This window comes from Paenibacillus pasadenensis (assembly GCF_023715725.1).
GTDB classification, from domain to species: Bacteria; Bacillota; Bacilli; order Paenibacillales; family Paenibacillaceae; genus Paenibacillus_O; species Paenibacillus_O pasadenensis_A.
This window is the reverse complement of record NZ_JAMBOT010000002.1, coordinates 442574-460271: the sequence shown is the minus strand read 5'-3', so window position 1 is coordinate 460271 and position 17698 is coordinate 442574. Positions and strand designations below refer to the sequence as shown.

16 protein-coding genes and 2 tRNA genes are annotated in these 17698 nt (G+C 51.9%); 4 read left to right on the top strand and 14 right to left on the bottom strand.

Annotated features, from left to right (window positions below):
- Nucleotides 1-9: 9 nt before the first annotated feature.
- The 3 genes from M3223_RS07455 to M3223_RS07445 all read right to left on the bottom strand — a co-directional run bounded on the left by M3223_RS07455 (nt 10) and on the right by M3223_RS07445 (nt 1492).
- Nucleotides 10-708 (bottom strand): polysaccharide deacetylase family protein, encoded by a 699-nt coding sequence (locus tag M3223_RS07455; protein WP_251561005.1) that lies wholly within the window; start codon nt 706-708, stop codon nt 10-12.
- Nucleotides 709-955: 247 nt separating this feature from the next.
- Nucleotides 956-1039: transfer RNA gene (locus M3223_RS07450), tRNA-Leu, on the bottom strand.
- Between the two features lie 51 nt (nt 1040-1090).
- On the bottom strand, nt 1091-1492 hold the full coding sequence (locus M3223_RS07445; protein WP_251560589.1) for a winged helix-turn-helix transcriptional regulator: 402 nt from the start codon (nt 1490-1492) through the stop codon (nt 1091-1093).
- Between the two features lie 124 nt (nt 1493-1616).
- Between M3223_RS07445 and M3223_RS07440 the strand changes: the two genes are divergently transcribed.
- The gene (locus M3223_RS07440; protein ID WP_251560587.1) at nt 1617-2339 is read left to right on the top strand and encodes an SDR family oxidoreductase; all 723 of its coding nucleotides are present in this window, start codon (nt 1617-1619) and stop codon (nt 2337-2339) included.
- Between the two features lie 90 nt (nt 2340-2429).
- Here M3223_RS07440 and M3223_RS07435 read toward each other — a convergent pair whose 3' ends face one another.
- The gene (locus M3223_RS07435; RefSeq protein ID WP_251560585.1) at nt 2430-5102 is read right to left on the bottom strand and encodes a family 78 glycoside hydrolase catalytic domain; all 2673 of its coding nucleotides are present in this window, start codon (nt 5100-5102) and stop codon (nt 2430-2432) included.
- 128 nt (nt 5103-5230) lie between these two features.
- Between M3223_RS07435 and M3223_RS07430 the strand changes: the two genes are divergently transcribed.
- Nucleotides 5231-6097 carry an AraC family transcriptional regulator gene (locus tag M3223_RS07430; protein ID WP_251560583.1) on the top strand — a complete coding sequence of 289 codons (867 nt, stop codon included), beginning with the start codon at nt 5231-5233 and terminating at the stop codon, nt 6095-6097.
- A gap of 41 nt (nt 6098-6138) precedes the next feature.
- Here the strand turns inward: M3223_RS07430 and M3223_RS07425 are convergent, their stop codons facing one another.
- From M3223_RS07425 to M3223_RS07385, 9 genes are all read right to left on the bottom strand, one after another.
- Nucleotides 6139-7821 carry a DUF4091 domain-containing protein gene (locus M3223_RS07425; RefSeq protein ID WP_251560580.1) on the bottom strand — a complete coding sequence of 561 codons (1683 nt, stop codon included), beginning with the start codon at nt 7819-7821 and terminating at the stop codon, nt 6139-6141.
- Nucleotides 7822-8103: 282 nt separating this feature from the next.
- Nucleotides 8104-9294 carry a NupC/NupG family nucleoside CNT transporter gene (locus M3223_RS07420; RefSeq protein WP_251560578.1) on the bottom strand — a complete coding sequence of 397 codons (1191 nt, stop codon included), beginning with the start codon at nt 9292-9294 and terminating at the stop codon, nt 8104-8106.
- A 478-nt stretch (nt 9295-9772) separates the two neighbouring features.
- Entirely contained in the window at nt 9773-10315 is a 543-nt protein-coding gene (locus M3223_RS07415; protein WP_251560576.1) for a methylated-DNA--[protein]-cysteine S-methyltransferase, read from the bottom strand.
- Between the two features lie 22 nt (nt 10316-10337).
- The gene (locus M3223_RS07410; protein ID WP_251560573.1) at nt 10338-11822 is read right to left on the bottom strand and encodes a DNA-3-methyladenine glycosylase 2 family protein; all 1485 of its coding nucleotides are present in this window, start codon (nt 11820-11822) and stop codon (nt 10338-10340) included.
- Nucleotides 11823-11984: 162 nt separating this feature from the next.
- Nucleotides 11985-12071: transfer RNA gene (locus M3223_RS07405), tRNA-Leu, on the bottom strand.
- 89 nt (nt 12072-12160) lie between these two features.
- Nucleotides 12161-12631, bottom strand: coding sequence for a hypothetical protein (locus M3223_RS07400; protein ID WP_251560571.1), 471 nt, complete (start codon nt 12629-12631; stop codon nt 12161-12163).
- A 20-nt stretch (nt 12632-12651) separates the two neighbouring features.
- Nucleotides 12652-12873 carry a hypothetical protein gene (locus M3223_RS07395; RefSeq protein ID WP_251560570.1) on the bottom strand — a complete coding sequence of 74 codons (222 nt, stop codon included), beginning with the start codon at nt 12871-12873 and terminating at the stop codon, nt 12652-12654.
- A 103-nt stretch (nt 12874-12976) separates the two neighbouring features.
- On the bottom strand, nt 12977-13306 hold the full coding sequence (locus M3223_RS07390; protein ID WP_251560568.1) for a hypothetical protein: 330 nt from the start codon (nt 13304-13306) through the stop codon (nt 12977-12979).
- 79 nt (nt 13307-13385) lie between these two features.
- On the bottom strand, nt 13386-13958 hold the full coding sequence (locus M3223_RS07385; protein ID WP_251560566.1) for a xanthine phosphoribosyltransferase: 573 nt from the start codon (nt 13956-13958) through the stop codon (nt 13386-13388).
- 155 nt (nt 13959-14113) lie between these two features.
- Between M3223_RS07385 and M3223_RS07380 the strand changes: the two genes are divergently transcribed.
- Complete coding sequence (locus M3223_RS07380; protein WP_251560564.1) at nt 14114-15163, top strand: YkvI family membrane protein; 1050 nt, start codon at nt 14114-14116, stop codon at nt 15161-15163.
- On the opposite strand, the gene M3223_RS07375 is transcribed toward M3223_RS07380, so the two are convergent.
- Nucleotides 15160-16302 (bottom strand): glycosyltransferase family 4 protein, encoded by a 1143-nt coding sequence (locus M3223_RS07375; RefSeq protein WP_251560562.1) that lies wholly within the window; start codon nt 16300-16302, stop codon nt 15160-15162. The genes M3223_RS07380 and M3223_RS07375 overlap by 4 nt on opposite strands.
- Before the next feature lie 226 nt (nt 16303-16528).
- Between M3223_RS07375 and M3223_RS07370 the strand changes: the two genes are divergently transcribed.
- Nucleotides 16529-17698, top strand: a complete 1170-nt coding sequence (locus M3223_RS07370) for a GGDEF domain-containing protein (RefSeq protein ID WP_251560560.1) — start codon at nt 16529-16531, stop codon at nt 17696-17698.

Genomic DNA, 17698 nt, shown 5'->3' with positions numbered 1-17698 from the left:
GGAGGCCTTTTATTGGCTGTTACGAAAAGAGCGCTGTTTTTGATGCGCCATTAGTTCCGAAATGGTTACCATGCGGTAACCGCGCTTTTTCAGCTCAGGCAAGATGATTTTTAAAGCTTCAATCGTTTGATTGGAGCCGCTGACATAATCATGCAGCAGTACGATATCGCCGTTCCGAGCATTTTTAAGAACTTTGTTGACGATTTTGCCCGTCCCAGGGCTGTTCCAATCCTTTGTATCCTGGTGCCAGGACCATAATACGATCGTATAACCGTGCTGCTTCGCAATTCGAATGACCGTATCGTTATAATAACCGCCAGGCGGCCGGAACCATGGACTAGAATGTTTCGTTATCGCTTTTATTTTTTTCTGGACGTTGTCCATTTCGGCTGCAATGGTTTTTTCGCTGATTCCCCCTCTGAAATAAACGTGAGAATCCGTATGATTGGCTACCTCATGTCCTTCCGCAGCTTCACGCGCCGCAATTTCAGGATATTTATCCAGCCGGTACCCAATTACAAAAAAAGTGGCTTTCGCCTTATACTGTTTTAACAAGTCCAGAATTTGCGGTGTTGCTTTTGGACTCGGCCCGTCATCAAATGTCAAGGCAATCCATTTTTCATCCATGGGCACTTCCCAAACTACATCTCCTCGAGCTTCATAATAACTCCGGCCATGTTTAGCGGGACTGCCCGCAAAACCGCTCATGACAAAAAAACACACGAAACAGAGGACAATTCGTCTGTTTGATTTTTGTGACATAAAATCCCCTTCACCTGGATGTTGATTACTACAGTAGTATGGTGTTTAGATAATTGAAATATGTGAATGGGGTAAGATCACTAGATTCAAACTTCTTTGAGGAAATAATCGTGGAATGGACGTGAGATAATCAGCGGCCCATTAGAGGAAAAAAGAAAAACCCTTCCGAAGAAGGGTTTTGTTGAAAATGGAATGCGGTCGAGAGGACTCGAACCTCCACGGTATTGCTACCACTGGCACCTGAAGCCAGCGCGTCTGCCAATTCCGCCACGACCGCGTAATCACAAGAAAGAATATATCACGCGAAGATTAGGCTTGTCAACAAAAATCAGGAAAATAATTCATCGTTTTCCTCTTCGCATAATAAACGTTCCATTTCATTCCGGTCCACATTCGCCAGCCCCCACTTGCAGATCATCTCCAGCAGAGGGATCAGCGAGCGGCCTTTGTCGCTTAGATTATATTCCACTCTTGCAGGAACTTCGGAATACAACGTCCGTGTAAGGAGCTCATGCGCTTCTAATTCACGGAGCTGTTTGGTCAACGTTTTATGGGAGATCCCGTCAATGTATTTCATCAGTTCTCCAAACCTTCGCGCAGGCTGTTCATACAGCTCATAGAGGAGCATCACTTTCCATTTGCCCTGAATCATCTGCATCGTTGCATCGAATTCATTCATGTATTTGTACCGGCGCGTGTCCGCAATCGGCTTATCATCCTGGTTTTCCATTCTCGCGATCCCCTTTCATACGCACCTTGAGGTTACCTAATAACCTGAAAGTGCATACTGTTCTCGTAAGAGTTTACATTATACACTTAACTGCAAATGAAACATAGAAAGGAAGTTGTATGGTATGACAAAAGGTTTTGTAGCGATTACTGGAGCGTCCTCGGGCATCGGAGAAGCTACAGCTAACTATTTTTTGGAAAAAGGACATAATGTACTGCTGCTCGCCCGCCGAATCGAGCGTCTGGAGAAATTTCAAGGCGAACAAGTTAGGATAGCCAAAGTAGACGTAACGGACGAGGCAGCGCTGAAAAGCGCCATTCAGCAAGCGGCGGACAAGTTCGGCCCCATCCAAGCCATGATTAACAATGCAGGAGTCATGCTGCTTGGGGATGTTGCAAATCAGAGCAGCGACGAGTGGAAAACAATGTTTGATGTGAATGTGCTCGGTTTGCTGAAAGGAATGCAGGCCGTGCTGCCTTCAATGATTGAACGTAAAACCGGCACCATTATTAACGTCAGCTCCATTGCGGGCAAAAAAACCTTTACGGATCACGCTGCGTATGTCGGCACCAAGTTTGCGGTTCATTCCATGAGTGAAAACGTCCGTGAGGAAGTTGCAAAACATAATGTGCGGGTCATAACAATCGCTCCTGGCGTTGTTGAGACGGAGCTGCTCGGGCATACGACCAGCGACGAGATTAAAAGCGGATATAACGAATGGAAAAACTCCATCCAAGGAGGACTCTCTCCTCAAACAGTGGCGGAAACGATCTATTTTGCTTTCAGCCAGCCGCAAAACGTAAATATTCGGGAGATTGTTCTGGCTCCAACGATGCAAGTCGGGTAACGATCGGTCACAGCTAGAAAAGAACAGGCGCCAACCTCAGCAGAGGCCAGCGCCTGTTTCCGATTTCAAAAGAATTGGTTCGCTGTTAACTCACTTTTCTCCCAGTACAAAGCGATAGGTGCCGGATACGGCCTGGACAACGATCCCAAGCTCTCCTTCTTCAATAAGCTCAATACCGTCTGCTTCCCGAATCAAACCTCCGCTTTCGCTAATTTTCCCGGCATAAGAAGCCGGGAATCGAACCTTCGCGGTCGTATTAACCGGAATCTCGATGTCCAGCTCCAGCCTGTCCCCGTACTTTCGCCATCCGGAGCGGATAAGGCCGTAAGGCGATTCAAGCTCAGCTGAAGCATGATCAAGCATCTCGCCGCCGAACATAGGCTCAATTCGAATCGAGCGGTACGCCGGCAGCTCCCCGTCTATATCGATGCCGGCCACACGCCGGTACATCCAATCGCCAATCGCGCCATAGGCGTAATGATTGAACGAATTCATGTCGGCGCTCCAAAACGATCCGTCCGGCTTCACGCCGTCCCAATGCTCCCAGATCGTGGTCGCTCCTTTGGAGACGGAATACAGCCATGAAGGATAGCTTTCCTGCACAAGCAGCTTAAGCGCCGTCTCATGGTAGCCGTTGTCGGAAAGGGCAAAACAAAGATGCGGAGTGCCTACAAAACCCGTCGTCAAATGGAAATCCTGTTCCGCGACAAGCCTGTTCAGCTCTCTTGCCACCCGTTCCCGCGCCTTGCCCTCAACAAGCTCGAACGCCAAAACAAGGGCATGCGCCGTCTGTGTCGGAGCCGCCAGCCGTCCGGCCGGTGTCATGAATTCACGATTGAACGCCTCTCGTACCCGATCCGTCAGTTCCGAATAACGTGTTACGTCTTCCTCTTTGCCAAGCACTGCCGCCGCATTGCGGACCAGGGAGGCCGAATAGGCATAAAACGCCGTGCAAATGAGATCCTTCGGCGTTGCGCCGTCGCAGCTGTCGGCTTTGCCGTCCAGTCCGAGCCAGTCGCCAAAATGGGACCCCGTATTCCACAAAAATTCGTCCTCACCCTGCCTGCGAATGTATTCAACCCAGGCTTTCATGCTTTCAAACTGATCTTCCAAAATGGAGCGGTCGCCATAACAACGGTAAACGGTCCACGGAACAATGACTGCCGCATCCCCCCAGGCTGCGGAAGAATGATCATGCAGCACATCCGGAATAACATGCGGCACCCCTCCGTCCGGCTCCTGATCCGCCTTGAGATCCCGCAGCCATTTGGCAAAAAACAGGCTGACGTCATAGTTAAACGCGGCTGTCCGCACAAAAACCTGCGCATCTCCCGTCCAGCCCAGCCGTTCGTTTCGCTGCGGACAGTCCGTCGGCACATCCAGAAAATTGCCTCTCTGCCCCCATACGATATTGCGGAACAGCTGGTTTATCTGCTCATTCGAGCAATGGAACGAGCCAGTTCGCGGCATATCCGTATGCATAACCTCGGCAGTAAAGCCGTCCAGCGGCACCGCTCCAAGCTCCTGCCCCGGAAAACCTTCCAACCGGACGTAGCGAAAGCCGTAAAAGCTGAATTTTGCCGCATAACTTTCCTCGGCCGCTCCTGAAGCCGTATAAACCAGCTTTTGCTTCGCCGAACGGAGATTCGCCGTATAAAAATTCCCTTCGCTGTCGAGAATCTCCGCATGCTCCAGCATAATCACCGTGCCTTCCGGCACATTCAGTTTGAGATGAACTCTGCCAACCAAATTCTGTCCGAAGTCCAGCACCGTTTCGCCATTTGGCGTACGGAGCAAGGCAATCGGACTGATCCGCTCGGTTACCCGAACCGGCAAGTGCTCCTGCGCGGTCAGCCTTCCGACTGCAGGGGACGCCTTCACCGCTTGTTTCCAGGCGCTGTCGTCAAAGTTTGGCTGCAGCCAGCCGTTCGGCTCAAGGCGCGCATCGTATTCTTCACCGTGATAGATTTCGGACGAGAGCAGCCCTCCCGTAGACGTTTTCCAGCTTGGGTCTGACGTTATGATGCTTTCGCTGCCGTCCTGATGAACGACATGAAGCTGAAGCAGGAGCGCTCTCGTGCTGCCGTAATGATTGCGCGAATTTTGCCACACCAGCTCGCCTTTGTACCAGCCGCTGCCGAGAGCTGCCCCAAGCGCATTGTTTCCCTGAACAATCAGGCCGGTAACATCAAACGTCTGGTACTGGAGCCGATCCCCGTAGCTGGTCCATCCCGGCGTCATCAGATCCTCTCCGACGCGCTGTCCGTTAAGATGGACCTCATACACCCCCGCTGCCGTAACGTACAGCCTCGCGGCTGCTACCGGCTGCAAGGCCTCGAACTCCTTGCGGAGCAAGGGGGACGCTTCGTCGTCCGGCGCATAGAGCTCAGGATCGGCCGAAATCCATTCCGCCTTCCAGTCCGTCTCTTGCATAAAAGATGTTTCCCACCAGTCCGATTGGCTCCATGGCGAAGGCTCACCGCTTTTATCCCAAGCCTGCACCCGATAATAATAACGGGTTCTGGAGCGAAGCGCCGGACCGTCGTAGGCAATCTGGATCGACTCCGCGCTCTGGACGCGCCCTGTATCCCATATCGGTTTATCGAAGCAATCGCTGGCCTCGGCCACCTGAAGCCGGTATCCGCTCTGAGCGGCTCCGCGTGCGGCGCTTTCCAGCTTCCAGCTGAATCTAGGCTTTGCGGCGTCTAATCCCAACGCTTCATTCCGGTACTCGCAGGCAGTGCTTTTTATAGTCAATGTCACGGCAAAAAGCTCCCTTCACATCTATTCTCGCAATCGTTTTCATCTTATAATGAAAACCACCCCCTTGTAGGCGGCATTACCGACATTTGAAGGGGGGGGTTGCGACAACGGAAAGGAGCACTGGCAAAATGGTCCAACGAGTCATCGGTTCATTGCAAGGTGTTCACTTTTTTGAAGCCAATCTTCCGATTTATGTGAACCGTGCCGTCGAAAGTTATGAGCTTCATGAACATACGCATGATTTTGCGGAAATTTCTTATGTTGCGGAAGGCAGCGGTGTCCACTATGGAGACGGGAGCTCTCTTCCGGTCTCGCAGGGCGACGTAATCCTGATTCCGATCGGCGTGTCCCACGTATTCCGGCCTACCTCTCCCGATGCGGCAGGTCCGCTAGTCGTGCAGAACTGCCTGATCGATCCTTTTAGGCTGTCATCGTTTATTCACTATGTTCCTGGCGGAACGCCGCTGCTGGCGCTGCTTGCCGCAACGGGCATTAGGCGCTTCCGGGACAAGGACGGGGAATGCGGCAAGCTGTTCCAGCGGCTCTACTACGAATATGCAGCCCGCAGACCGGGCTGGGAAGCCTCGCTCCACGCCGCGCTTTTGCAGCTTCTCGTACATCTTCAGCGGCTGAACACGGAGGCAGCAGACAGCAGCGTTCCCGTTCATGCGATGCTGGAGGAGGCATTGCGGCATCTGCACCGCTGCTACGACCAGCCTATTCCCACATCTGAGCTGGCTCGTATTGCAGGGCTTGGGGAACGGCAGCTTCAACGGCTGTTCGCCAAACATACCGGCATGCCGCCGCTTGCGTACCAGCAGCGGCTGCGCATCCGCGAGGCTTGCCGTCTGCTGCGCGACACCGACGGGAAAATAGCCGCGATCGGCTCTGCCGTCGGTTATCAGGACTATGCCCATTTTACCGCGTTATTCAGACGAATTATGGGCTGCGCTCCGGGGCATTACCGCAAACAAGCCCGTCTGGAGCCGGTGTGACCGGCGGCCGGATCGGGCTTGTCTCTGTTTATTTACGGCCGTCAGCTTATAGATACGCTTGGCAGATGGGACTTGATAGCAGCGTTAATGCGCTCCCTGCAGCGGATCAGCCATTCATCCTCTCGAGGGTAGACGGCAAAGGTCAGCGGTTCAGCCAAATCCTCCTCCAAAATAGCTACCGTCTGTTCGCGTCCAACGAGAGATTCCAGCAGGCGCAGCGCGCGAAGATCCTGCAGCCCCTCATGAAACACAAGCAGCCTCATTGAATCAATGGGAAGGCCGTCCTCCCCCGGATAAACGAGGTAGGCGTCTCCGGACGGGAACCCGTAATCGGAATCGGTTATTTTGAAAGGGTCCACCGCTTTCCGGGAAAATTGCGAGTACCAGAAATTAAAGCCCCAGTGCAGGAAGCCGTGAATCTCGTATTTGTAGAGCTGCATCCCGATAATCCGGTTACGCGAGGACGGCATGCTGAAAAACCGGTTGGACACTTCTTTATATTGATCGCAGCAGTAGTACGTCCATCTCTCGCCCTCTACGATTGGCAAAACGTCATCCGCATGGTTTGTTGGAGGAATAGGCGTATGCACAAGCCCCTTGACGTAAAAATCAGGTGCGGACAGCGCATCGAGAATTGGCAGACCGTCGAGATGCTCCCGCATCAAATCGCTGGCGCTTTCATACTCGGCCAAATGCTCCAGCTTCGGCTCGTCGGAGATGTGGAAATAACACCGGTCCTGAAGTCTGTGTTTGCGGATGAATTCCATCAATTCCGGAAGCAGCTGCCCAAGAAACTGTTTGTAAGGCTCCCCTGTAGAATCAGTCTCCCAGCCGAAAATCTTTTTCTCTTCTCCATTTTCAAAAGCAATCACCTTAGGAGCGTGTTTCGCCCCCCATTGAGTGAACAGATGCGAAAATTCAAAATGACGAATGCCTCGGCGATTGCAAAGCTCCACCCATTTTTCCAGCAGGCTGAAATCGAAACGGTAACGGTTATCGCCGGTGATTTCCACTTGAACCAGCTGAACAGTAGGACGGTCAAGGCCGGGAGCTGTATCTAATGGCAGCGTGAACAACGGTGTCAAAATCATGCTGCCGCCATACCGGACGTACGTTTGCAGGTAGTTATCAATAAGCTCCCAGTGGCGGTCGCTAAACACATTAACGTTGTAGTACGTGGCCAGGCAATCGGCATGAAACCATTCCGTATGAACCAGCTGCTGTTCCGGCAGCGTGCCTGGCAGCACCTCCAGTTCAAAGTCGGCTTGCGCGAGCTCCTCGGATTGTGCGGAGGTGAAAATGATTTTTATAGGATGCACTCCCGGTGTAACGGAGAGGTCAAGCGAAACGGTTATCCAGACGCTTCTCCATTGCCCGGGCACGCTGACCGCACCTTCGGCTTTTTTATGCGGATATAACGGATCGGGATAAAGTCCAGGCGTAACTCGAACGACATGAGCGTCATGGTCAAAATAATTAAGCATTTCAGCCGGGACAAGGCCGACTTGCCGAATCGAAATAACTGAAGCCAGGCTTCCCTCCGCGTGAACGCTTATTCCCTTGAGCAAACGTTCCGAGCGGTAAGCGACCTGGAAGGAATAGGTCTCATTTGATAAAGCCGAAGCGCGTGAATGCGAACCTGCATCCAGATCGCAATCGGCAAACACTTTAATCAGCGAGCTGATGCATCTAAGTTCTAATACGGGACTGCTTGAAGCTGTCACAGTAGATCATCCTTTCTCCATTAAACCTGAAACCTAGCCGAGTACGACACTGCCAATTGTAGCCAATGATTCGTCCCGGAGTAAGGTTCACATTTATTTTTTTGTAGCAAAAAGCATACTGGACCATGTAGCATTTATCTCAATTGCTCTCAATTTTCTAGAAATAAGGCGGAAAAGCGGCTGTTCAGCACAAAAGAGGGCCTATTACAACGCTGCACCGAACATGCAGCATCATAATAGGCCCTCCTATTTCACATCTGACAAAACGCGATTGGAATTACATTATAGGAACAGACCGGCAACAGTAGCCGAAAGCATGCTGACCAGCGTAGCTCCGTACAGCAACCGGAGGCCAAAGCGGGCAACGGTATTCCCCTGCTTCTCGTGCAGCCCTTTTACAGCACCGGCAATAATGCCGATCGACGAAAAGTTCGCAAACGAGACCAAAAATACGGACACAATCCCAATCGTCCGCGAAGACATGATGCCTTCTTTTGTAACGTTAGCCAAATCAAGCATCGCCACGAATTCGTTGGCGACCATTTTTGTGGCCATAATTTTACCGGCTTCAACAGCCTCGCTCCAAGGAACCCCCATAAGGAAGGCAACCGGCGCAAAAATAAAGCCCAGTATCTCCTGGAACGTAATGCCGAACAGCAATCCGAACAGTCCGTTGATCATCGCAATCAGCGCGACAAAACCGATCAGCATTGCAGCGACTACAATGGCCACCTTAAAGCCGTCCATAATGTACTCGCCCAGCATTTCGAAGAACGACTGTTTCTCCTCTTCTTGTACCTCAAGAATGTCCTCTTCCTTGGATACTGTATACGGATTTAAAATCGACGCGATAATAAAACCGCCGAACAGATTCAAAACTAACGCCGCAACGACGTATTTGGGCTCAATCATCGTCATATATGCCCCAACGATGGACATGGATACCGTCGACATTGCGGATGCGCACAGCGTATACATGCGGTGCTCCGGCAGCAGGCCGATCTGCTTTTTGACGGAAATAAACACCTCGGATTGCCCCAAAATAGCGGAAGCAACCGCATTGTACGATTCCAGCTTGCCCATGCCGTTTACCTTGCTAAGCCCTAAGCCGATGTATCTAATAATAAACGGCAGTATTTTAGTATATTGCAAAATGCCAATCAGAGCGGAGATAAACACAATCGGCAGAAGCACCGACAAGAAGAACTGCGTTCCTTGGCCCTCGTTCAGCAATCCGCCAAACACAAAGTTAACGCCCTCCGCCGCATAACCAAGCAGCGCTTCAAACACGGAAGAAAATCCACGAACCAGCGTCTCGCCGATGGTCGTGTTCAACAATATAAACGCCAGGACAACCTGTAATATAATCAACTGCGCCAGCGGCCGATAGCGGATGCGCCTCTTATCTTTACTCGCCAGGTAGGATAATGCAAATATGACCACCAATCCGGCAATCGCAATCAAATATTTCATTTGAAGTACCTCCTTATTCCGGCTTACCAACTTACACAATCAAATTTCCATATCACGAAGTATGCGGCAATATGTCCAACTATATTCGCCTGTCTCCCCGCTGACTCTATTTACCCGAAGACGCCGTTTCTATGTCAGGTTCTGCTTTTATTTGTATAAAAGGCAGCGTGTACATTCTCACCACCATGTCTTTATTCCGCGAAAGCGATTTCAGAATCGCTTTTAAAATTTCATGGAACAAAAAAATCCCCGTTCTGCCGGAAAAAAGCAGATCAGGAACCTGTCATTGTTCATGCAATACGGTAAAAAAGGAATTACACCTTTATCTCATTGCTGACACTAGAACCTGAATATATAACTCGTCTTCGATTCAGCCATGGGCTGAGCGAGACAAAGAACATCCTATCATTTGCGCGACAGGCTTGTCAAACTGGGGTCATTTACCGGTTTAAACAAGCCTTGCGCCGACTCATTCCCTCTACAATGCCGTGCCTTTAGCCGGAATATAAAGCTTATCCATGTTTACTTTCTCCAGCTGCAGCAGCTTGATTTTTCGGTCTATTCCGCCGGCATAACCGGTCAAACTGCCTTTTGCGCCTACAACCCTGTGGCATGGAACGATGATTGAAATCGGATTATGTCCAACAGCTCCGCCTACCGCCTGTGCTGACATAGTGGCTTTGTCCAATCTTTTCGCCATCATTTTGGCAATTTCACCGTAAGTGATAACTTCGCCATAGGGAATTTCGCAAAGAATGTCCCATACCGTATTGCGGAACACATTTCCCTGCGGCGCCAATGGCAGCGTTAACTTAGGCTGATCACCATTAAAATAACGCTCCAGCCATTCCTCGGCAAGCTTAAAAACAGGAAGCGACGGTGCTGGCTCATGATTGCCCAATGTTGCCCCATAGTATTTTTGGCCCTGCATCCAAAGCCCGGTAATATTTGTTCCGTCGCTGGAGATTGTCATGGACCCGATAGGAGAATGAATTTCTTTTGTGTACTGGTTGTTTTGCATCGCTACAAACACACCTTTTCAGCTAGTTTAACGAATTCCACAAGTTGATCGTTGCATAGGAACGCCAAGGTCTCCATTGCTCTGCTAACTCTAGAATTTCCTTGGGTGAATACCCGCTCAACGCTTTTTTAACACCATAATCGGTATGCGGGAAGGCATCCGGCCAGCCCAGCGCCCTCATCGCGATGTACTGCACGGTCCAAGGTCCAAATCCAGGCAGTTCGAGCAGGTTTTTTAGTTGAAGATCAGGATCGCTGTTTCTCGACAGCTCCAAATCGCCATTCAGCAGCGCAGATGCCAATGCATGAATCGATTTTGCTCTTGCGCCCGTCACGCCAAGCACTCCGAGATGGTTTTCGATAGGACCTTCCAGGCTGCAAATCTCTTCCGGAGTCGGAAACGTATGCGTCAATTCTGCAACCGGAGTAGATATTGCGCTGCCATACGCGGAAACAATTCTCGTTGCCAACGTTCGCGCCGCCTTTACGGTTATCTGCTGTCCCAGCACAGCGCGCACGGCCATTTCGAAGGAATCGAAGCTCCCCGGGAGCCTTGTACCTGGTACGCACATGCCCTCTTTAATCCGATTCATCACCGCGAGTTTATCGTAAATTTCCGCAGGGTCGCTGTGCAGATCAAATAAATGTTTGATCCGCATGAGCACCTTAGGCAGTACCGGCAGCAAGGTTCCGGAAATGGTCAACGCAAGCATATTCTTTTTTTCGGCATGCTGCACTGAAATCCAGCCCCGGTATATCGTCTGATTATGCCGCAGGACAACTGTTCTGTGATACGCATCGTCCGTCACCAGCTCTACGCCAGGGATTGACCGCCCTCCAAGAAAGGCAAGAATGCCGCTCCAAAGGTAAGGAGGTCGATATCCCAGATACAGCGTAATGCTGTCATGGCCGGCTAAAGGAGCGGGCTGCGCTTGTTTGCGAAGCGCTGACGGCGACATCCGGTAATGTTTTTTGAACACGGCGTTAAACCGGCGGACACTTCCAAAACCGGCTGTAAACGCTACGTCGGTAACCGGCAAAGTTGTGTCGGTCATTAAATTTTTTGCCAATAACAGCCTGTACGTTTGCAAATATTGCACAGGCGAAACGCCGTACTCCGCCATAAAGGAGCGGCGCAAATGCCTGTCGGTGACATGCAGCTCCTTCGCCAGCTGCTCCATGCTGCTGTCGTATAAACAATCGTCTTCCATTAAAAGCGCAGCTTTCCGGGAAAGACGGGATGGCGCATCGATCGGCGCAAAGCCAGGCGCAAGCTCCGGCCTGCATCTAAGGCAAGGGCGGAAACCTGCCGCTTCTGCCGCAGCGGCGCTGTTATAAAAAGCGCAGTTTTCTTCCTTCGGCATTTTCACGCGGCACACCGGCCGGCAATAAATGCCCGTTGAAGAAACAGCGACATAAACTCGCCCGTCAAATCGGGCGTCATGGGATTTAAACGCCGGATAGTAGATTTTATGATCAAGGGGAGCGGTCGGCTTGACCTTCGTCATCGCGCATCTCCTTTCTGAATCAACTTAACATTTTCGTTAGTATACCACTTCTGAAAATTTAACCTGGTCATTTTCGGACATCATATTTTTGAAATTTCGCCGCTCGAAAATTGTACACAAAAAAACCCTTCGAATAAATTCGAAGAGTTTCATAATTAAGGATGGTGCGGTCAAGAGGACTCGAACCTCCACGGTATTGCTACCACTGGCACCTGAAGCCAGCGCGTCTGCCAATTCCGCCATGACCGCATTTTGCTGCGGGATTACTCCGTGCAACGAAAGTAATCTTATCATGGCGTATGAGGACAAGTCAATTGTTACGGCAAATGTTCCGCAATTCAGACAACATAGTAACGATGGGCCCGCAGAACAGGTCCGCTTCCGTCCCGCTGCTCCCCTGGAGCTTTGGCTCCGAATGCAGGAGCTTCACCATACGCAGGCTCGGAAGAGCTGTCTGCAGCCGCTCCCGATGCGCTGCCAAACCCTTCTGGAACGTATCCGTACGGATTGTCTGCTGGCGGCTGAGGCACTGGCGGCGAGCCGTACGCTTGCTCTGTAGCGGGAGGTGAATCGGCGCTTGCAGCTGCCTGCAGCTCCCTGTCAGCAGCACCAGGAGGCATGCCGTAAGGCTTGTCCATCAGCTTGAGCTCCTGGCCGTCAGCCGCTGCCGGATACAGCTCATCTCCTCCTGTAGGCAGCCTTCCTTTTTTATCTTCCAAAATCACCGTGCCGCATACGGGGCATTTATTCATCGTGACTCCATTATGCTCGGACTCGTTCATCATCGTAAAATCTTCCGGACAAATCATTGAAATCCCTCCTGTTATGTTCAGGGTTCAACGATGCGGGGAGATGACGCAGACTGGTAGGAATAACTGCGGCTAAGCTTAACAACTCGTTTGTTGGGCCTGCGGATCATGACGGAATCGTCATCCCAGGCTACAACGATGCCAACAACATCGTTCTGCTCCATCTCATCCCGGACAACCCTGACCTTTTCACCCGACTGGCGATACTCGTCCAGCAGGTTTTCATCGACGGTTCGATTCATTGTATTTACCCCCTTTTGTACAAGCTTAATCTTCCATGCTCCACTCGTTCAGGAAGAAAAGGACCCCCAGGCCCCTGCAGGGCAGTTCTGGAGGTCCCTCATGTTATTCGGCGTTTCCTACATGTTCCTTTGTATCGTTCGTTTCGAACCATTCGTCCAGAACTCTGGAGCTCATAACCCGTTTAGAGATGTAGTCGGCCTGGCGTTCCGTGAACTGGCCTTTCCATTCCATACCAAGCTCTTCGCTCAACTTGACGATTGTCAGCAGCTCCGACCAGGCGACATATCGCTTGTACCAGAAAAACTGCGGATGCTCAATCATGTACGGGTAGAGATCGTCGAATTCGGTATGCTTGCAATCGAGCGCGCGCTCGAAATGAATTTTGGCAGCGGACAGCTTGGCTTCGAAGAAATCGGCAGTTACGTTTTCCATCGCCTTGTGCCTCCCCTTAGTAGGTCTCTTTACTCCCCCATTATAGGTGAAATGGAAGCTATGGGGAAGGGTAGAATTTTTACTCTTCAAATGTAATTTGACCGTTGTCCAGGGAACGGATTTTTACCAGCGACTCCACCCGGATGCCGTTCTCCCGGAGAGTTTTCGCCCCTGCCTGGAAGGACTTTTCCACAACAACTCCCAGACCGATCAAATGCGCGCCGGAGCGCTCGATAATGCGGACGAGGCCGCGAGCGGCATCGCCGTTCGCGATAATATCGTCGATGAACAGCAGCCGGTCATCCGGAGAAAGAAGCTTTTTTGATACCATCAGGTCGGTAACGATGCCTTTTGTAAAGGACGGCACGCGCTCGGAATAATGATCGTTGTCGGCGATAAGCGTTTTTTTGCGGCGGGCAAACAGCATCGGGACATTCAGCTCCAACGCCGTTGCAAAGCTGACCGGGATTCCCGAGGATTCAACCGTAATGACCTTGGTCACCCGCTCCTCCTTAAACAACCGTGCGAATTCCCGCCCCATCTCCATCGTCAGCGCCGGATCAACCTGATGATTAAGAATGGCATCCAATTTTACGACATCGTTCGACAGAATGGAGGCTTCCTGCAAAATTCTTTGTTTTAATTGTTCCATCAGAACCCTTATCCCTTCCATCCGAATTTCTTTTCAGTTAAATTATCATAGCTTGACGTTTCCTGCAAGCGGATTCGCCCCTGCCTCGAGGCATGCCTGTCCCCGCTCGAACATACGATGTAAGGATAAGACGGACGAGTATCGGAGGCGGAGTTATGCCGGGACGTGTTGGACGAGTGCTGCAGATTGGATTTACCTATATGGGCACCGTAGTCGGTGCCGGATTCGCCACAGGACAGGAGATCCTGCAATTTTTTACCCGTTACGGCCAATGGGCTGTGCTGACGATTGCGCTGGCGACGATTTTTTTCATCTGGCTTGGGGCCAAAATGATGCTGCTCGCCGGTGAAATTGGCGCCAAATCCTATGAGGATCTCAATAAAGCGCTGTTCGGCCCCAAAATTGGCCAGCTGGTCAGTTATTTCATGCTCGTCGTGCTGCTTGGCGTAAACGCCGTTATGCTGGCCGGAGCAGGCACGATTTTTTATGAAAACTGGAATATCTCCTATCAGATCGGACTTACCGTTACCCTAGTCGCCTGTTACCTGATGCTGCGGCGGGGCATGACCGCCATTCTCATGGTGAACAGCATCGTCGTGCCGTTTATGCTGCTGTTCACGGCCATCGTGCTGTACGATACGTTCAATTCGCCTGGCGCAGACCGCTGGATTACAATGCCGGCCGAAGATTCCATGCTGCGAATATGGAGCGCGCCGCTGCTGTACACCGCTTTTAATCTCGCTATGGCTCAAGCCGTCCTCGTACCGCTCGGAGCGCAGCTTAAAGATCGGACAGCCATCCGCTGGGGCTCGCTGTTTGGAGGCATCGGCATCGGATTTATGCTGCTTGCAGGCCATATCGCCCTATCCGCTCATATGCCGGGTATCCGCCAGTTCGAAATTCCGATGGGCGGCATCGCCCGCCAGCTCGGAACGGCCATCCAGTTCATTTATATTTTTCTGATTTTTTCCGAAATTTTCACAACGCTGATCGCCGATATTTACGGACTCGCCCTTCAGCTTCAGCAGCGGGTTTCCATTCATCGGAACACACTGTTGATTATCATTCTGGTCATTTGTTATCTGCTCAGCCAGATCGGCTTCGGGCCGCTCGTCAAGACGTTATATCCGCTGTTTGGGATGTTCAGTCTCGGCTGGCTCATTCTCATAATGCTCAAAAAAACGGGAAAACGGCGAGGGAGCTAACCTCTCCCCGCCGCTTCAGGCGCCGTCTCCAGATAAACCTGCTTCAATTGCGAGATAACTCTCGTGAGCGAGTAGGCTTTTTTGGCTTTGTCCCAGGCCGCGCGGGCGAGCTGGTAGCGGAACGTCGGATCCGTGATCATCCGCTCCAGCGCTATAGCAAGGGCTGCCGGATCATCCGGCGGCACAAGAAGCCCGTTCACGCCTTCCTCGATCTGCTCGCCGATGCCTCCGACATTGGTGCCGACAAGCGCCAGCCAGCAAAGCGCAGCCTCCGCGAATACGCTGCCGAACGCCTCCGCCCTCGAAGGCAGCACGAACACGTCGAAAAACGGCATGAACTCCTCCGGATGCAGCATATAGCCGTAAAAAATAATGTCGTCATACAGATTCAGCTCAACCGCAAGCGCCTCCAGCTCTTTGCGGATCGGTCCGTCACCGATAATGTGCAGCACGAACGGATGCCCCTTCTGTTTCAATTCTGCGCAGGCGCGAAACAGGACATCCAGCCCCTTTGCCGGAACGAGCCGGCAGACGGTAATAAGCTGCGTCACTTCATTTTCGTGGCTGATCGGCTTGAAGCGGCGCTCATCAAAACCGTTGGCGATAACGCCTATCGCTTCCGGGCGCTCCACATAACGTCCAATATAATGCTTGAACGAATCCGACACGGTCAAAATCCGGTCAGCCGAATGCTCAAGCTCACGATAGATCGAGGTCAGAAATTGATGCTCCGGCCCGTTTTCCTCGATTTTCCCGTTCAAAATAAGCTCCCGCTCGTAGCTGGAATGGATAGTGACGATTAATGGCGTATCCGGAAATACCTGTTTCATCACTAGCGCCGCCACGGGATGGTGGGCGTGAATGAGGTCATAGTTGCGCTTAATGCGCATTTTAGTCCACCACAGGTAGTCGCTGAGCGTCTGCAAATACTTGGCGGCAATCGGGTTATCCCGGTACGGGCCGGCGTCAAACGTATGGAGGACAACCTCCTCCGTTCCTTTGCCCCGAATCCGCTTGGGCAGCGAGAACAGATCGCTCGGCCAGCCGACCTTATTAAACCGGTCCTGCATGTACGGAACCATTGACGATACGCCTCCGGGCTGTTCCGGAGGGAAAAACAATGCCTGCAAAATTTCCATAGCTGTTGTCTCCTTCAAAAGCGATGCCAAGTTATAATGGAACATGCGTTCCCTCTAACGAAGGGGCGTCGAACAGCCGATACCGCTATTAGTCCGGTGAAAAAGAAGGCTGAGCATGAACAACTGCCATCCGCTTATCACCGCGCTTCAATCGGCGGATTCCATTCCGCCGTGCCTGACTTATGACCTAAACCAGGCCTATGCTGACAAGACGGAGTGTATTCCTATGATGAACTGGCCCCAACCTTCGGCAATTCAACTGCTCGCTTCCGCCAGCTCCATAACGGTGCTGGCACTGATGATATTCATGGGGGTGAAGCTGTACCGCAGCTACCGCCGCCATCCCGTTTACCGGCTGCTCATTCTTGTGCTGCCACTGCTGATGATCCGCCAGTTCATGCTGCTGGCCGGCATGGATCAGGGAGAATCGCCGCCGCTGCTGCAGCTCGCAACCCGAATGCTTGGCATCTTTACCTTTATCATTATAAACTTTGTGTTCATGAAATTATATAGCTCTCCCGGAGCCAAGCTACGCGGCGCGCCGTTCACGATTATGGCTCTGCTGACGGTGCTTATCGCAGGAGCCGAGGTGCTGTTAAATCCTTCGCTGCTCAGCGGCACGGAGCAGGTCCGGTCCGTACCGTTTGTCGCCCTTGATTTTTACGGCATCCTGGTCAACTTCCTCATCCTGCTGGATACGCGCGGGGTCGAGCTGCGGACCAAATATTCCGCCAGCCTAATCGTGTATTTTGCCGCCGATCTTGCTCTGGTGACAGACCGCTACGTCTTCCAAGGCGCCGTCCCTGCGCTGCTTATAATCTCGCGCATGCTGCCAGTCGTATATTTTACGCTGCTGTTCCTGCTTCTGTTCGAATGGGTTGTCGAGCGTTTGCTGACCACCTACCGCTCCTCGATTACGGACGGGCTCACCGGGCTTTACAACCGGCGCCACTTTCAGCAAAAGGCAGAGCTGCTGCTGCGCCGCGGCAAGGGAATCGCCGTCATTTTCTGCGATATCGACAACTTCAAAAAGCTTAACGATACTCAGGGTCATCACCGCGCGGACGGAGTGCTCAAGCAGATTGCCGAAATGATGCGCGAGCTGGCGCAAGGGCTAGGCGCTGCGGGACGTTACGGCGGAGAAGAGCTGTTGCTCGTGACCGGCTCTAGAGAAAGCGCCTCCGAGCTGGCGGAGACGCTCCGCAGACGGATTGAGGAAGAAACGATTGTTACCGTAAGCGTAGGGGTCAGCTTCTCGAGGTCTGGCGTAAGCGTCGAACAGATCGTGAAGGAAGCGGACGAGGCGATGTACCGTTCCAAAACAACAGGAAAAAACCGCGTTACGATCGTCAATGCGCCTTCGCGCGGCTCCAGATCCAAAAAGGCAGCTCTCTAG

Bases quoted from the DNA above. Each gene is read 5' to 3' on its own strand.
- M3223_RS07455 (WP_251561005.1), bottom strand. From the start codon at position 708: ATGAGCGGTTTTGCGGGCAGTCCCGCTAAACATGGCCGGAGTTATTAT.
- M3223_RS07445 (WP_251560589.1), bottom strand. From the start codon at position 1,492: ATGGAAAACCAGGATGATAAGCCGATTGCGGACACGCGCCGGTACAAA.
- M3223_RS07440 (WP_251560587.1), top strand. From the start codon at position 1,617: ATGACAAAAGGTTTTGTAGCGATTACTGGAGCGTCCTCGGGCATCGGA.
- M3223_RS07430 (WP_251560583.1), top strand. From the start codon at position 5,231: ATGGTCCAACGAGTCATCGGTTCATTGCAAGGTGTTCACTTTTTTGAA.
- M3223_RS07420 (WP_251560578.1), bottom strand. From the start codon at position 9,294: ATGAAATATTTGATTGCGATTGCCGGATTGGTGGTCATATTTGCATTA.
- M3223_RS07415 (WP_251560576.1), bottom strand. From the start codon at position 10,315: ATGCAAAACAACCAGTACACAAAAGAAATTCATTCTCCTATCGGGTCC.
- M3223_RS07410 (WP_251560573.1), bottom strand. From the start codon at position 11,822: ATGACGAAGGTCAAGCCGACCGCTCCCCTTGATCATAAAATCTACTAT.
- M3223_RS07400 (WP_251560571.1), bottom strand. From the start codon at position 12,631: ATGATTTGTCCGGAAGATTTTACGATGATGAACGAGTCCGAGCATAAT.
- M3223_RS07395 (WP_251560570.1), bottom strand. From the start codon at position 12,873: ATGAATCGAACCGTCGATGAAAACCTGCTGGACGAGTATCGCCAGTCG.
- M3223_RS07390 (WP_251560568.1), bottom strand. From the start codon at position 13,306: ATGGAAAACGTAACTGCCGATTTCTTCGAAGCCAAGCTGTCCGCTGCC.
- M3223_RS07385 (WP_251560566.1), bottom strand. From the start codon at position 13,958: ATGGAACAATTAAAACAAAGAATTTTGCAGGAAGCCTCCATTCTGTCG.
- M3223_RS07380 (WP_251560564.1), top strand. From the start codon at position 14,114: ATGCCGGGACGTGTTGGACGAGTGCTGCAGATTGGATTTACCTATATG.
- M3223_RS07375 (WP_251560562.1), bottom strand. From the start codon at position 16,302: ATGGAAATTTTGCAGGCATTGTTTTTCCCTCCGGAACAGCCCGGAGGC.
- M3223_RS07370 (WP_251560560.1), top strand. From the start codon at position 16,529: ATGATGAACTGGCCCCAACCTTCGGCAATTCAACTGCTCGCTTCCGCC.